This window comes from Cryobacterium sp. 10I5 (assembly GCF_035019865.1).
Lineage (GTDB): Bacteria > Actinomycetota > Actinomycetes > Actinomycetales > Microbacteriaceae > Cryobacterium > Cryobacterium breve_A.
Map to the genome: position 1 here is coordinate 23,715 of NZ_JASJVI010000034.1, position 14,140 is coordinate 37,854.

A 14,140-nucleotide genomic window follows, 5' to 3' on the forward strand; every position below is an offset into this window, starting at 1 on the left:
AGTCCACCAAGGTGCGTGCGCCGTGCAGGTACCGGAACGGACCAGCCATTTCGATCGAAGCCGTCACCACGCCCGCTGCCGAGCCGAAGGTGACATACGCCCTCGTCGCCGTCTCGAACCGGCTGCCCGTGGACTTCGTCGTCGCCGAAGACGGCACCGAGAGCTGGAAGACCTCACCGGGCGGACTCGTCACAGCCCTGGAACCGCTGATGCGCTCGTCCGATGGCGCCTGGGTCGGCTGGCCCGGCGTCGCAGACCGCGAGTTCGCCCCCTTCGAGAACGACGGCATCAACATCGTTCCCGTCTCGCTGACCGACGCCGACCTCGAGGACTACTACGAGGGCTTTTCCAACGACACCCTCTGGCCGCTCTACCACGACGTGATCTCCCCGCCGAGCTTCCACCGCGAATGGTGGGAGGCATACGTGCGCGTGAACCGGCGGTTCGCCGAAGCGGCCGCAGCGGCCGCGGCATCCGGTGCCACCGTCTGGGTACACGACTACCAGCTGCAACTCGTGCCGCGGATGCTGCGCGACATGCGCCCCGACCTCGTCATCGGCTTCTTCAACCACATACCGTTCCCGCCGTACGGCATCTACGCGCAGCTCCCGTGGCGCAAACAGATCCTCGACGGCCTGCTCGGCGCCGACCTGATCGGCTTCCAGCGGCTGGCGGATGCCGGTAACTTCTCCCGCGCGGTCCGTCGCCTCTTCGGCTACTCCACCCGCGGTGTCGCGATCGACGTCCCGGGCGCCGGGGGACACCACCGCCGCGTGATCGCCAAGCACTTCCCGATCTCCATCGACGCCATCGCATACGCCGACCTCGCGAAGCAGCCGGAGATCCAGGCCCGCGCGCGCCGCATCCGCGAAGACCTCGGCAACCCGAAGACGATCATCCTCGGCGTCGACAGGCTCGACTACACGAAGGGCATCGGCCACCGTCTGAAGGCCTTCGGCGAGCTCCTCGAGGACGGGTCGATTTCCGTCGAGGACGTCACCCTCGTGCAGGTCGCGAGCCCCTCCCGGGAGCGCGTCGGCGCATACATGGCCCTCCGCGACGAGATCGAACTCGCCGTCGGCCGCATCAACGGCGACTACTCGACGATCAGCCACACCGCGATCAGCTACCACCACCACGGCTACCCGCGCGAAGAGATGGTCGCCCTGTACCTCGCCGCAGACGTCATGCTCGTCACCGCCCTCCGCGACGGGATGAACCTCGTCGCCAAGGAATACGTCGCCGTCCGCGACGACAAGGACGGCGTGCTCGTGCTGAGCGAATTCGCCGGGGCCGCCGACGAACTCAAGCAGGCCGTACTGATCAACCCGCACGACATCGACGGGATGAAGGCGGCGATCCTCCGGGCGATCGCGATGCCGCGCCCCGAACGGCAGCGGCGGATGCGGGCTCTCCGCCGCAAGGTGTTCGACAACGACGTCGCCGCCTGGTCGTCGTCGTTCCTGCGCACCCTTCGGGAGGGCGCCGCCGTGCAGCCCGGCGTACCCGCAGACCTCGTCCACGCCGTCCGCGACTTCAGTGCGGCAGGCTCGCTGCTCATCGCGCTTGACTTCGACGGCACCGTCGCCCCGATCGTTGACAACCCCCAGGACTCGCGTGCCGTCGCCGGCACCCGCGAGGCCGTCGAACGCCTGATCGGGCTCGACGGCGTGCGGGTCGCCCTCGTCTCCGGCCGGTCGCTCGCGAGCCTGCGCCAGGTCGCCGAACCGCAGATCGAGGTGCTCCTGACCGGTTCACACGGCATCGAGGTGCAACTGGACACCCCGGGCGAAGAACTCGGGCTCGACCAGGACGAACTCGACCAGCTCGACACGCTCACCCGGGTGCTCGAGCGGGTCTCGGCATCCGTGACGGGCGTCTGGATCGAACGCAAGCCCGCCGGGCTCGCCCTGCACACGCGCAAGGCGACCGTGCAGGCCGCCCAGGCCGTGCAACGCGACGCCCGCGCACAGCTCGGCGCCGTCCTGCCGGATCTCACCGTGCGCGAGGGCAAGAACGTGCTCGAATTCGCCGTGCGTTCGAGCTCGAAGGCCGACGCTCTCGAACGGCTCCGTGCATACACGGGCGCCGACCGGGTGTTCTACGCCGGTGACGACGTGACAGACGAAGACGCGTTCACCGCGCTGCACCCCAGCGACCTCGGACTCAAGATCGGCGCGGGCACGACCATCGCGGGCTACCGGGTGCGCGGACCGGAGGAAGTGCCGATCGTGCTCCAGCTGATCGCCGACCTCCGGGAGGCCGCCGAAGCTTCAGGAACCCCCGGAACTCCCAGCGAACGGTAACCCTGCGGCAAAGTTCCCGAAACACAGGTTCTAGAATCACTACATGCCTGAGATCGATCTGAAACCGCGTAGTCGCGACGTCACCGACGGAATCGAAGCCACGACCTCCCGCGGAATGCTCCGCGCGGTCGGGATGGGCGACGCCGACTGGGACAAACCCCAGATCGGCATCGCGAGTTCCTGGAACGAGATCACCCCGTGCAACCTGTCCCTCGACCGCCTCGCGCAGGCGGCCAAGGAGGGTGTGCACTCCGGTGGCGGCTACCCGCTGCAGTTCGGCACTATCTCCGTCTCCGACGGCATCTCGATGGGCCACGAGGGCATGCACTTCTCCCTCGTCTCCCGGGAGGTCATCGCGGACTCCGTCGAGGTCGTCATGCAGGCCGAGCGCCTCGACGGCTCCGTCCTGCTCGCCGGCTGCGACAAGTCCCTGCCCGGCATGCTGATGGCCGCCGCCCGCCTCGATCTCGCAAGCGTCTTCCTCTATGCCGGCTCGATCGCGCCCGGCTGGGTCAAGCTCTCCGACGGCACCGAAAAAGACATCACCATCATCGACTCGTTCGAGGCCGTCGGCGCCGTCAAGGCCGGGCGGATGTCCGTGGCCGACGCGAAGCGGATCGAGTGCGCCTTCGCCCCCGGCGAGGGGGCCTGCGGCGGCATGTACACGGCCAACACCATGGCGAGCGTCGCAGAAGCCCTCGGCATGAGCCTGCCGGGATCCGCGTCCCCCGCCTCGGCCGACCGCCGCCGCGACTACTACGCGCACCGCTCCGGCGAGGCCGTCGTCAACCTGCTGCGCCTCGGTATCACGGCCAGGGACATCCTCACCCGCAAGGCCTTCGAGAATGCGATCGCCGTGGCCATGGCCTTCGGGGGATCCACGAACGTGGTGCTGCACCTCCTCGCCATCGCCCGGGAGGCCGAGGTCGAGCTGAGCCTCGACGACTTCAACGTGATCGGCGACAAGGTTCCGCACATCGGCGACCTGAAGCCGTTCGGCAAATACGTCATGAACGACGTCGACCGCCACGGCGGGGTGCCCGCCGTGATGCGCGCCCTGCTCGAGGCCGGCCTCATCCACGGGGACGCGCTCACCGTGACCGGCAAGACCGTCGCAGAGAACCTCGCGGAGATCGACCCGCCCGACCTCGACGGCGAGGTGCTCCGCACGCTCGACAACCCGATCCACAAGAGCGGCGGCATCACCATCCTCAAGGGCTCGATGGCTCCGGAGGGTGCCGTCGTCAAGACCGCCGGCTTCGACAGCGACGTGTTCACCGGCCCTGCCCGCGTCTTCGAACGCGAGCGCGCTGCGATGGACGCCCTCACCGAGGGTGCCATCGAGAAGGGCGACGTCGTCGTCATCCGTTACGAAGGCCCGAAGGGCGGCCCCGGCATGCGGGAGATGCTCTCGATCACCGCTGCCATCAAGGGCGCCGGGCTCGGTGCCGATGTACTACTGTTAACGGACGGCAGATTCTCAGGCGGCACAACCGGACTGTGTATCGGCCACATAGCACCCGAAGCGGTGGACGCAGGTCCGATCGCCTTCGTGCGCGATGGTGATCTCATACGGGTCGATATCGCAGCTCGCACGCTCGACCTACTGGTCGACCCTGAAGAGCTCGACGCCCGACGAGTCGGCTGGGCGCCTCTCCCTCCCCGCTACACCCGCGGCGTGCTCGCCAAGTACACGAAGCTCGTGCAATCGGCCGCCGTCGGCGCCGTCACGGGGTAGCGCTCACCATTCGAACTCGACCTTAGGGACCTGACTCAATGACCGCGGAACAGAACCCCGTGCCATCACCCACGCCCTCGCCGACCTCGGCCGCCACTCCGTCCGCCGCAGCGACGGCCGCGGCGGCATCCGGTGAACCCGAACTCCTCACCGGTTCCGGTGCGATCATCCGCACCCTCGAACTGCTGGGCGTGACGGATGTCTTCGGCCTGCCCGGCGGCGCCGTCATCCCGCTCTACGACGAGCTGATGACCCAGGACGCCATCCGGCACATCCTGGTGCGCCACGAGCAGGGCGCCGGCCACGCTGCCGAGGGCTACGCTTCGGCGAGCAACCGCGTCGGCGTCGCCATCGCGACGTCCGGCCCTGGGGCGACGAACCTCGTCACGGCGATCGCCGACGCCTACATGGACTCGGTGCCCATCCTGTGCATCACCGGCCAGGTCTTCTCGACGCTGATGGGCACGGATGCCTTCCAGGAGGCCGACATCGTCGGCATCACGATGCCGATCACGAAGCACTCGTTCCTCGTCAAGCGCCCGGAGGACGTTCCCGGTGCGATCGCATCCGCGTACCTGATCGCCTCGACCGGCCGGCCGGGTCCCGTGCTCGTCGACATCACCAAGGACGCCCAGCAGAAGACGGCGCCCTTCATCTGGCCCCCGAAGATCGACCTGCCCGGCTACCGTCCGATCACCAAGGCCCATGGCAAGCAGGTGCAGGCGGCAGCCCAGCTGCTCGCCGATGCGAAGAAGCCCGTGCTGTACGTCGGCGGCGGTGTCATCCGCGCCCGCGCATCCGCCGAGCTCCTCGCCTTCGCCGAACTCACCGGCACGCCGGTCGTCACCACGCTGATGGCCCGTGGAGCGTTCCCGGACTCGCACGACCAGCACCTCGGGATGCCGGGCATGCACGGGACCGTTTCCGCCGTGCTGTCGCTGCAGGAGGCCGACCTGATCATCGCGCTCGGCGCCCGCTTCGACGACCGGGTCACAGGGAAGGTCAGCGAGTTCGCGCCGCACGCCACGATCGTTCACGTCGACGTCGACCCCGCGGAGATCTCCAAGATCCGCACCGCCGACGTGCCCATCGTCGGAGACGCCAAGGACGTGCTCGCGGACCTGGCCGTCGCGTTCTCCGCTGTGCTCAAGACGACCACCCCGGACTTCACCGAGTGGTGGACCTACCTGAACGGCCTCCGCGAGGAGTTCCCGCTCGGCTACTCCGAGCCGACGGACGGCCTGCTCGCGCCGCAGTACGTGATCAAGCGCATCGGCGAGCTCACCGGTCCGGAAGGCGTCTACGCCGCCGGCGTCGGCCAGCACCAGATGTGGGCGGCCCAGTACATCAAGTACGAGCGCCCCAACTCCTGGCTGAACTCGGGTGGCGCGGGCACGATGGGCTACTCCGTTCCCGCCGCGATGGGCGCCAAGGTCGCAGAACCCGACCGGGTGGTCTGGTCGATCGACGGCGACGGATGCTTCCAGATGACCAACCAGGAACTCGCGACCTGCACCATCAACAACATCCCGATCAAGGTCGCGATCATCAACAACTCCTCGCTCGGCATGGTGCGCCAGTGGCAGACCCTGTTCTACGACGGGCGGCACTCCTTCACCGACCTGAACACCGGCCACGGCTCGGCGATGGTGCCCGACTTCGTGAAGCTCGCCGAGGCTTATGGCGCGCTCGGTATCCGTGTCACGAGCGCGGACCAGGTCGACGACGCGATCAAGCTCGCCCTTGCGACGAACGACCGGCCCGTCGTGATCGACTTCGTGGTCAGCCGCGACGCGATGGTGTGGCCGATGGTGCCGCAGGGCGTCAGCAACAGCTACGTGCAGTACGCGAAAGACCATGCACCGACCTGGGGAGAGGAGTAAGCCGATGAGTTCCCATGTCCTGAGCCTCCTCGTCGAGGACAAGCCCGGCCTGCTGACCCGCGTCGCCGGCCTCTTCGCCCGCCGCGGCTTCAACATCGAAAGCCTCGCGGTCGGTCACACCGAGATCCCCGGCCTGTCGCGGATCACCATCCTCGTCGACGTCGAGGACCTCCCGCTCGAGCAGGTCACGAAGCAGCTCAACAAGCTGATCAACGTGATCAAGATCGTCGAGCTCGACCCCGCGCAGTCCGTGCACCGCGAGCACCTGCTCGTCAAGGTGCGTGCGGACAACACGACGAGGTCCCAGGTGCTCGAGGCGGTGACGCTGTTCCGTGCGCGGGTCGTCGACGTCGCCCCTGACTCCGTCGTGATCGAGGTCACCGGGGATTCCGGCAAGACCCAGGCGCTGCTGCGCGTGCTCGAGCCATACGGGATCAAGGAGATCGCACAATCCGGACTCCTCGCCATCGGCCGCGGGTCCAAATCGATCACCGAACGCGTGTTCAAGAGCTAGCGTCCGCCCCGCACCCCCCTTTTCTTCACCGACCTTTCTTCACCAAACAACTAGGAGATAACCACTCGTGTCTGAGATTTACTACGACAAAGACGCTGACCTGTCGATCATCCAGGGCAAGAAGGTAGCCGTCATCGGCTACGGCTCGCAGGGACACGCGCATGCCCAGAACCTCCGCGACTCGGGTGTCGAGGTCGTCATCGGTCTCAAGGAGGGCTCGAAGTCGAAGGCCAAGGCCGAAGAGGTCGGCTTCACCGTCCTGAGCACCGCCGAGGCGGCGAAGTGGGCCGACGTCATCGTCATCCTCGCACCCGACCAGGTGCAGCGTCACCTGTACGCCGCTGACGTGCTTCCGAACCTCGCCGCCGGGAAGGCGCTCGTCTTCGGACACGGCTTCAACATCCGCTTCGGCTACATCACCGCGCCCGAGGGCGTCGACGTCGTCATGGTCGCCCCCAAGGGACCGGGCCACACCGTGCGCCGCGAATTCGAAGCCGGCCGTGGCGTTCCCGTCATCGTCGCCGTCGAGAAGGATGCGACCGGCAATGCCTGGCCGCTGACCCTCAGCTACGCGAAGGCGATCGGCGGTCTCCGTGCCGCCGGCATCAAGACCACCTTCACCGAAGAGACCGAGACCGACCTGTTCGGCGAGCAGGCCGTGCTCTGCGGCGGCGTCTCGCAGCTGATCCAGTACGGCTTCGAGACCCTGACCGAAGCCGGCTACCAGCCGCAGGTCGCCTACTTCGAGGTGCTGCATGAGCTCAAGCTCATCGTCGACCTGATGTGGGAGGGCGGCATCGCCAAGCAGCGCTGGAGTGTCTCCGACACCGCGGAATACGGCGACTACGTCTCCGGCCCCCGCGTGATCGACCCGCACGTCAAGGAGAACATGAAGGCCGTTCTCGCCGACATCCAGAGCGGCGCGTTCGCCGAACGCTTCATCGCCGACCAGGACGCCGGAGCACCCGAGTTCCTGGCTCTCCGCAAGAAGGGCGAAGAGCACCCGATCGAGGCCACCGGTCGCGAGCTGCGCAAGCTCTTCGCGTGGAACGCCTCGAACGACGACGACTACGTCGACGGCGAAGCCGCCCGCTAAGCACCGCGCGCAGCGCACGCAGCGCAGTGCATAAGAAAGGCGGGGCCCCTCTATCCGAGGGGCCCCGCCTTTCTTGCTGTGGCCAGGGGTCAGGGGGTGGCGAGGACGGCCTCTTCTGCCTCCTCGAAGGCGAGTTCCGGCGGAGCCTTGCGGAAACCCTTCGTCAGGAAGGCGAGCACAACCACTCCCACGGCGAGCCAGACCAGGCCGAGCGTGATGGCGTTCACGTCGAGTTGGGTGAGCAGCCACGCGTCAACGACGGCGCCGATCGCGGGAATGACGACGTAGAGCCAGACGTTGTGACGGATCCCGGCCTTCCGTTCACGGACGAAGAAAGCGATCACGGCGAGGTTCACGAACGTGAACGCCGTGAAGGCGCCGAAGTTGATGAACGACGTGGACGTGGCCACGTCGAGGAACAGAGCGATCAGCCCGACAACGCCGGTTATGACGATGCTGATCACCGGGGTGCGGTAGCGCTCGCTGATCGCACCGAAGATCCGGCGCGGGAGCACGCCGTCGCGGCCCATCGCGTAGAGCAGTCTGGCGCCGCCGGCCTGGGCGGCGAGCCCTGAGGCGAACTGGCCGAGTACGAGGCCGGCGATGAAGATCGCGCCGAAGACGTTGCCGCCGATCGTGAGTGCGATGTCGAAGGCGGCGGACGAGGAGTTCTCGAACACGCCGCCGGGGTGCACGAGAGTGGTCGTGTACGCGACGAGCACGAAGATGGCCCCGCCGATCAGTGCGATCAGCATGATGGCCCGCGGCATCGTCTTACGCGGGTTGATCGTCTCCTCCGTGAGTGTCGTCACCGCGTCGAAGCCGAGGAACGAATATGCGGCGATCGCGGCCCCCGCCGAGATCCCGCTGATGCCTGCGGTGTCGCTGAAGAACGGTGCAGAGCTGAACAGGGCCATCGGGCCGGAATTCGTGACGACGGAGCCGATCGAGAGGGCGACGAAGAGCAGGATGACGAGGACCTGGAAGGCCATCAGAAGGTAGTTCGCCTTCTGCGCCACCCGGATGCCGATGATGTTGAGCGCGGTCGTCGTGAGGATGAAGCCGAGGATCCAGATCCACCCGGGCACGCCGGGGAACTGCGCCCCGAGATAGGCCCCGCCGATCAGCCAGATCACCATGGGCAGGAAGAGGTAGTCGAGGAGCACGGCCCAGCCGACGAGGAACCCGACCCGGGAGTCGATCGCGCGGCGCACGTAGCTGTACGCCGAGCCGGCGACGGGATACGCGGCGGCCATCCGTCCGTAGCTCGAGGCGGTGAAGAGCATCGCGACGAGGGCGACCAGGTATGCGGCGGGGGTGGCGCCGCCGGTGACCTCTGCGACGATGCCGAAGATCCCGAGGACGATGATCGGCGTCATGTATGCCAGGCCGAAGATCACGACCGAGGACAGCGTCAGGGAGCGAGTGAGGGTGGGACTGGGGAGCGCGGGAGAGGCCATGGGTCGTCGTCCTTACTGGGTGAGGGGTGCTGCGGAATCGGTGAGGGAATCGGGAGAAGCGGGGGAGCTGGCCCGGGGCCGCCACGTGAGGGGGGAGATCCGCCCGCCGTACAGGGGCAACTCGATCGCGGCATCCGTGTCTGCGAACTGCGCCCAGGGCCGGTTGGTGCCCGCGGTGCCGTGGTCACGCACCCGGGTCACATGTTCGAGGTCGAGGGTCGTGACGAGGGTCTCGGCGTGTGCGCCTGCGCTCTCGGCGAGCACGAGGCCCTCCGGGTCGACGATGATGCTCCGGCCCCGGCCGGCGGGACCCGCGCAATTGACGCTGACGGTGAAGACCTGGTTCACGATCGAATTGGCCTGGGCGAGCACGAGTTCCTGGGCGCGGTCATCCGTCGTCGTCTTCACGAGATTGAGCACGACCTCGGCGCCGAGCCAGGCGAGGTGCCTGGTCACCTCGGGGAACCAGGCGTCGTAGCAGATGGAGAGGCCGAGGCGGCCGACGCCCGGCATGTCGAAGACGACGAAACGGTCCCCGGGGTCGTATGGCTCGAACGGCCGCCACGGAAACATCTTCCGGTACGAGGCGACCCGTTCTCCGGTCGGCGCGTAGACCAGGGCGGTGTTGAACAGTTCCCCCTCAGGTCCGAGCTCGCACACGCTGCCCGGAACCAGCCAGACACCGGCCTCGCGGGCCAGGGCTCCGAGGGCGTCGCTGAGCGGTCCATCGAGCGGGCGGGCGGATGCTCGCAAGGTCGCGTTGCGCTCCTCGCCGGTGACCGGCTCAGGGGCGGTCTCCCCGCGATCGGCGGCGGAGCCGAAGAGATGAAGCTCGGGGAAGACCACCAGGTCGATGGACGGAGCCGCGGCCAGGACGGCCCGAAATTCGGCGGCGAACAGCTCGACGGATGCCCCGATGAGCTGCGGTGGTACCTGTACGGCTGCGATCGTGAGACGTCGTGTCATGGTGTCCTCTCGGGTTCCCCCAAATTAGATCATTTTGAACATTACGAGCGCGTTTCGGTTCCATTACTGTTGTGCCGTGACCATATCGATACCCGGAGACGGCGACGACGCGCCGTCGGGGAGTGCAGAGTCCGGGAGCGCACCGACCGGCCTCGCGGCCCTGACCGCGCCTTCGGTCACCGGGATCACCCGCCTCGCCGCGATCGACACCGTGCGGGCACGGCTTGCCCTCGCCGTCGACCTCGGCCTGCTGCTGCCGGGCGAACGAGTGTCGCCCGTCGAGGACGTCGCTGATGCGCTCGCCGTCAGCCCGATCACGGCCCGGCGGGCGCTCGAGAGCCTCGCGGAGGAGGGCGTGCTCGTGCGCCGCAGGGGACGCGGCGGCGGCACCTTCGTCGCAGATGTTCCCGCGCACTCGGCCGTCGCCGAGATCCGCAGCTACCTCGCTGACGCCGCCGAGGTCCACGAACTCATCGACCGCCGGGTGCTCCTCGAGTGCGCCATCGCGCACCACGCCGCGCTCGCCGCGACCGACGCCGACCTGGCCGCCCTCGACCTGCAGATCGCCCGAATGCGCACGGCGGCAAGCTGGACCGAGTACCACCTGGCCGACGAGAGCTTCCACGTCGGCATCGCCACCGCGAGCGGTCTCGACTTCGCCCTTCCGCTCTATCGCGCAGCGCTCGCCGCGCTGTACCGGTACTTCCTGCCCTATCCGATCGCGTTCCTGCACGGGGTCAACGACGACCACGCCGACCTCGTTGCCGCGCTCCGCCGCTCCGACCCTGTGGATGCCGTGCGCGTCGCCCGCGCGCACGTCGAGGCCCTGCACCACACCATGTTCGTGGGGCTGCCGCAGCCACCGAACGATGACCCGACAGCGGTCACCACCACGCCCCCCTCCAGGTCTCCTGACCCGCTGCCTGACGCGGCGCCGCACTCCGACGGCTAATCTGGCCCTATGACTTCAGCACCACGTGGCGGAAATCCGCGCGACGACGACGACGCGCTCGGCTGGGCCGGCGACGACGATCCGACCCTGCAAACCCGGTCAGAGGACGCCGACGCCCGCGAGAACTCGCGCACGCCGGTCGAGTCAGACCCCGGTGTCTCGGCTCCGGCCTCAACTCGGGTCTCTGCACCGGTATCCGAACCGGTCTATGCCCCGCTGCCGGACGGCTGGAGCGTCAAGGGACCGACCGCCGCAATCGAAGCGGATGCCGCGGCCCGAGGCGCAGAACGCTCGCCGATGAGCTCATTCACCCTGATCTCCCTCGGGGTGTTCGGGGGCATCTACCTGCTCTTCACGATCGGCTGGTTCATCGGCGTGAGCCGGATCGACAACCCGCTCGGCGACGCGCTCGCGAGCTTCATGTTCAGCCTGGGTACCTGGCTCGCCATCGCGGCGCCCGTCGCATGGTTCGCGGTGACGCTCTGGCTGACCCCGACCCGGCCGCGCGGACGGATCCTCTGGCTGCTCCTCGGCGTCGTGCTGCTCGCACCCCTGCCGCTGCTCGTGAGCGGAGGGGCCGTCGCATGAGCGAGCCCATCGCACACCCGAACCCGTCCGGCGCCGATGCGTCCGGTACCGCTACGTCCGGCACCGGCTCGACCGGTTCCGACGCTGCGGCCACCCGCCGCCGGCCCTCCTGGCCGTTCCTGGTCGTCGCCGTGTTCTTCGGCCTGTTTTACGCCTGGGACGTCTGGGCGGCCCTCGGGAACCTGATCGGCCTCAACCTCGCCGCCGGGTCCCTCGACACCCGGCTCAGCGGGTTCGGCTGGGGAATCCTGATCGCCGGGGTGCTCCTGCCGATCCTCGTCTTCCTCCTCGCCGCCCGGATCGGGCGGGGCAGGCCGCTCTACGCGCAGGCCGCCCTGTTCCTCGTGGGCCTGGCCCTCGCATCCGCCCTCGCCCTCGACATCTACCAGTTCGGGCTCGGCAGCCTGATCGTCTGATCGAAGGGGAGGACCGGCTTCGCAGGCTCAGAGAATCGCGAGCACGACGAGGGCGATGAGAGCGACCTGCTCGATGACGCGGATCCGGAGCGGGATCGCGGCCCGACCGAAGCGCTGCGGGTCGCGGGCGGCGAAGGCGTTGGCCGGGAAGACCGCGATCAGGAAGACCACGAGCATGAGCCCGGTCACTCCAACGGTCGGCGGCCAGAGCAGGCCGAGGCCGCCCAGCATCTCGCAGACGCCCGTGAAGACGACGAGGACCACGGGGCCGCGCGCGCCGAACAGTCCCGTGAAGCGGAGTCCCGGCGGGATCATCGCCGCCATCGTGCGCTGGACCACCGGGATGAAATGGGTGACCCCCGCGCCGAAGAAGAACACCGCCAGAAGGCAGCGCAGGACGAACTGGAGGGTGTCCAACGTAACAGTGCTCATTGGGGAATATTACGGCCGATAGACTCGACGCAATACTGGCGCCCCACGGTCGCGGCGCGAGCCACAATTGCTGCTGCTATCGGAGGTTCTGTTTTCGTGTCAAAACCAGTCGTTCTTATCGCTGAAGAGTTATCACCCGCAACCGTCGATGCACTCGGACCCGACTTCGAGGTCCGCACAGTCGACGGAACGGACCGGCCGGCCCTGCTCGCCGCGCTCGCAACGGCGGACGCCGTGCTCGTGCGCTCCGCGACGAAGGTCGATGCCGAGGCCATCGCGGCCGCGCCCCTGCTCAAGGTGATCGCCCGCGCCGGAGTCGGACTCGACAACGTGGATATTAAAGCAGCGACGGCCGCCGGCGTCATGGTCGTCAACGCGCCCACCTCGAACATTATCTCCGCCGCCGAACTGACCGTCGGCCACATCATTAGCCTGGCCCGTCATATCCCCGCCGCGAGCGGCGCCCTCGCCGAAGGGCAGTGGAAGCGCTCCAAGTACACCGGGGTCGAACTGTACGAAAAGACCGTCGGCATCATCGGCCTCGGCCGGATCGGCGCCCTCATTGCCGCTCGAATGCAGGCCTTCGGCACGAAGATCATCGCGTTCGATCCGTACATCACGTCCGCCCGCGCGCAGCAGCTCGGCGTCGTGCCCGTGACGCTCGAGGAACTCCTCGCCCAGTCCGACTTCGTCACCATCCACATGCCGAAGACCGCGGAGACGACCGGCATGATCGGCGCCGAGCAGTTCAAGCTCATGAAGCCGACCGCATTCGTGATCAACGTCGCCCGCGGCGGCCTCATCGACGAGGACGACCTCTACGACGCACTGACCGCCGGCACCATCGCCGGGGCCGGTCTCGACGTGTTCGTGTCTGAGCCCCCAACCGGGTCGAAGCTTCTCGGCCTGGAAAACCTGATCACCACCCCGCACCTCGGTGCATCGACCGACGAAGCCCAGGAGAAGGCCGGCGTCTCCGTCGCGAAGTCGGTGCGCCTCGCGCTCTCCGGCGAACTCGTGCCCGACGCGGTCAACGTCGCCGGCGGCGTCATCGACCCCTACGTGCGTCCCGGCATCCCGCTCGTCGAGAAGCTCGGCCAGGTCTTCTCCGGCCTCACCGCGCAGCGCCCGCTCACGAGCGTGGACATCGACGTGCGCGGCGAGCTCGCCGACTACGACGTGAGCGTGCTGCGCCTTGCGGCACTCAAGGGCATCTTCACGAACGTCGTGAGCGAGACCGTCTCCTACGTGAACGCGCCGCTGCTCGCCGAGCAGCGAGGCATCGCGGTCCGCCTGCTCACCGACAAGGAATCGCCGGAATACCGCAACGTCATCCAGATTCGCGGCGCCCTCGCCGACGGCTCACAGGTTTCCGTCTCCGGCACCCTGACCGGAACAAAGCAGATCGAGAAGATCGTCGAGGTCAACGGGTACGACGTCGAGGTCACCTTCGCCGAGCACCTGATCGTGATGGTCTACACCGACCGCCCCGGAATCGTCGCCGTCTACGGCCGCGAGTTCGGCGACGCCCAGATCAACATCGCGGGCATGCAGATCGCCCGCCACGAGGCCGGCGGCAAGGCGCTGAGCGTGCTGACCGTCGACTCACCCGTCTCGGCAAGCCTGCTCGCCACCGTGCGCGACGCGATCTCGGCCGACGTGATGGTGGAAATCGCCATCACGGAGTAGCCGTTCGCTCGGTCATCCGACCGATCACAGCGAGCAACCGGTCCAGTCTCGGCGCCCCCCCCCCCCCGGGGGCGGGGCGCGCCAACGCGACCTGCGGCAT

The 14,140-nt window shown here is 67.9% G+C and carries 12 protein-coding genes; 9 read left to right on the forward strand and 3 right to left on the reverse strand.

The window, feature by feature from the left end; translation table 11 throughout:
* The first annotated feature begins 89 nt into the window (after positions 1-89).
* From QN350_RS10460 to ilvC, 5 genes are all read left to right on the forward strand, one after another.
* Complete coding sequence (locus tag QN350_RS10460) at positions 90-2,306, forward strand: bifunctional alpha,alpha-trehalose-phosphate synthase (UDP-forming)/trehalose-phosphatase (RefSeq protein WP_322140235.1); 2,217 nt, start codon at positions 90-92, stop codon at positions 2,304-2,306.
* A gap of 43 nt (positions 2,307-2,349) precedes the next feature.
* On the forward strand, positions 2,350-4,044 hold the full coding sequence (ilvD, locus tag QN350_RS10465; protein ID WP_322140234.1) for a dihydroxy-acid dehydratase: 1,695 nt from the start codon (positions 2,350-2,352) through the stop codon (positions 4,042-4,044).
* A gap of 38 nt (positions 4,045-4,082) precedes the next feature.
* A complete protein-coding gene (locus tag QN350_RS10470; protein WP_322140233.1) occupies positions 4,083-5,927 on the forward strand; it encodes an acetolactate synthase large subunit in 1,845 nt (614 codons plus the stop codon).
* 4 nt (positions 5,928-5,931) lie between these two features.
* Positions 5,932-6,441, forward strand: a complete 510-nt coding sequence (ilvN, locus tag QN350_RS10475; RefSeq protein WP_281535372.1) for an acetolactate synthase small subunit — start codon at positions 5,932-5,934, stop codon at positions 6,439-6,441.
* Positions 6,442-6,508: 67 nt separating this feature from the next.
* Entirely contained in the window at positions 6,509-7,537 is a 1,029-nt protein-coding gene (gene ilvC, locus QN350_RS10480; protein WP_134532509.1) for a ketol-acid reductoisomerase, read from the forward strand.
* Positions 7,538-7,626: 89 nt separating this feature from the next.
* Here ilvC and QN350_RS10485 read toward each other — a convergent pair whose 3' ends face one another.
* Both QN350_RS10485 and QN350_RS10490 read right to left on the reverse strand, forming a co-directional pair.
* Positions 7,627-8,997 carry an APC family permease gene (locus QN350_RS10485; RefSeq protein ID WP_322140232.1) on the reverse strand — a complete coding sequence of 457 codons (1,371 nt, stop codon included), beginning with the start codon at positions 8,995-8,997 and terminating at the stop codon, positions 7,627-7,629.
* Between the two features lie 12 nt (positions 8,998-9,009).
* Positions 9,010-9,963 (reverse strand): carbon-nitrogen hydrolase family protein, encoded by a 954-nt coding sequence (locus QN350_RS10490; RefSeq protein ID WP_322140231.1) that lies wholly within the window; start codon positions 9,961-9,963, stop codon positions 9,010-9,012.
* Positions 9,964-10,039: 76 nt separating this feature from the next.
* On the opposite strand from QN350_RS10490, the gene QN350_RS10495 reads away from it, so the two are divergent.
* The 3 genes from QN350_RS10495 to QN350_RS10505 are packed head-to-tail and all read left to right on the forward strand — an operon-like array spanning position 10,040 to position 11,919.
* Positions 10,040-10,915 carry a GntR family transcriptional regulator gene (locus QN350_RS10495; protein WP_322140230.1) on the forward strand — a complete coding sequence of 292 codons (876 nt, stop codon included), beginning with the start codon at positions 10,040-10,042 and terminating at the stop codon, positions 10,913-10,915.
* 9 nt (positions 10,916-10,924) lie between these two features.
* Positions 10,925-11,503 (forward strand): DNA polymerase III subunit gamma/tau, encoded by a 579-nt coding sequence (locus QN350_RS10500; RefSeq protein WP_322140229.1) that lies wholly within the window; start codon positions 10,925-10,927, stop codon positions 11,501-11,503.
* Positions 11,500-11,919: a hypothetical protein gene (locus tag QN350_RS10505; RefSeq protein WP_281535368.1), complete on the forward strand. Its 420-nt coding sequence runs from the start codon at positions 11,500-11,502 to the stop codon at positions 11,917-11,919. The genes QN350_RS10500 and QN350_RS10505 overlap by 4 nt, the downstream gene beginning before the upstream one ends.
* 27 nt (positions 11,920-11,946) lie before the next feature.
* Here QN350_RS10505 and QN350_RS10510 read toward each other — a convergent pair whose 3' ends face one another.
* Complete coding sequence (locus QN350_RS10510) at positions 11,947-12,351, reverse strand: hypothetical protein (RefSeq protein WP_322140228.1); 405 nt, start codon at positions 12,349-12,351, stop codon at positions 11,947-11,949.
* Positions 12,352-12,447: 96 nt separating this feature from the next.
* On the opposite strand from QN350_RS10510, the gene serA reads away from it, so the two are divergent.
* Entirely contained in the window at positions 12,448-14,040 is a 1,593-nt protein-coding gene (gene serA / locus QN350_RS10515; RefSeq protein WP_281535366.1) for a phosphoglycerate dehydrogenase, read from the forward strand.
* Positions 14,041-14,140: the final 100 nt, after the last annotated feature.

Coding starts and splice junctions, on each gene's coding strand:
- QN350_RS10500 (WP_322140229.1), top strand. CDS start 10,925: ATGACTTCAGCACCACGTGGCGGAAATCCGCGCGACGACGACGACGCG.
- QN350_RS10510 (WP_322140228.1), bottom strand. CDS start 12,351: ATGAGCACTGTTACGTTGGACACCCTCCAGTTCGTCCTGCGCTGCCTT.
- QN350_RS10485 (WP_322140232.1), bottom strand. CDS start 8,997: ATGGCCTCTCCCGCGCTCCCCAGTCCCACCCTCACTCGCTCCCTGACG.
- ilvN (WP_281535372.1), top strand. CDS start 5,932: ATGAGTTCCCATGTCCTGAGCCTCCTCGTCGAGGACAAGCCCGGCCTG.
- QN350_RS10505 (WP_281535368.1), top strand. CDS start 11,500: ATGAGCGAGCCCATCGCACACCCGAACCCGTCCGGCGCCGATGCGTCC.
- QN350_RS10490 (WP_322140231.1), bottom strand. CDS start 9,963: ATGACACGACGTCTCACGATCGCAGCCGTACAGGTACCACCGCAGCTC.
- QN350_RS10470 (WP_322140233.1), top strand. CDS start 4,083: ATGACCGCGGAACAGAACCCCGTGCCATCACCCACGCCCTCGCCGACC.
- ilvD (WP_322140234.1), top strand. CDS start 2,350: ATGCCTGAGATCGATCTGAAACCGCGTAGTCGCGACGTCACCGACGGA.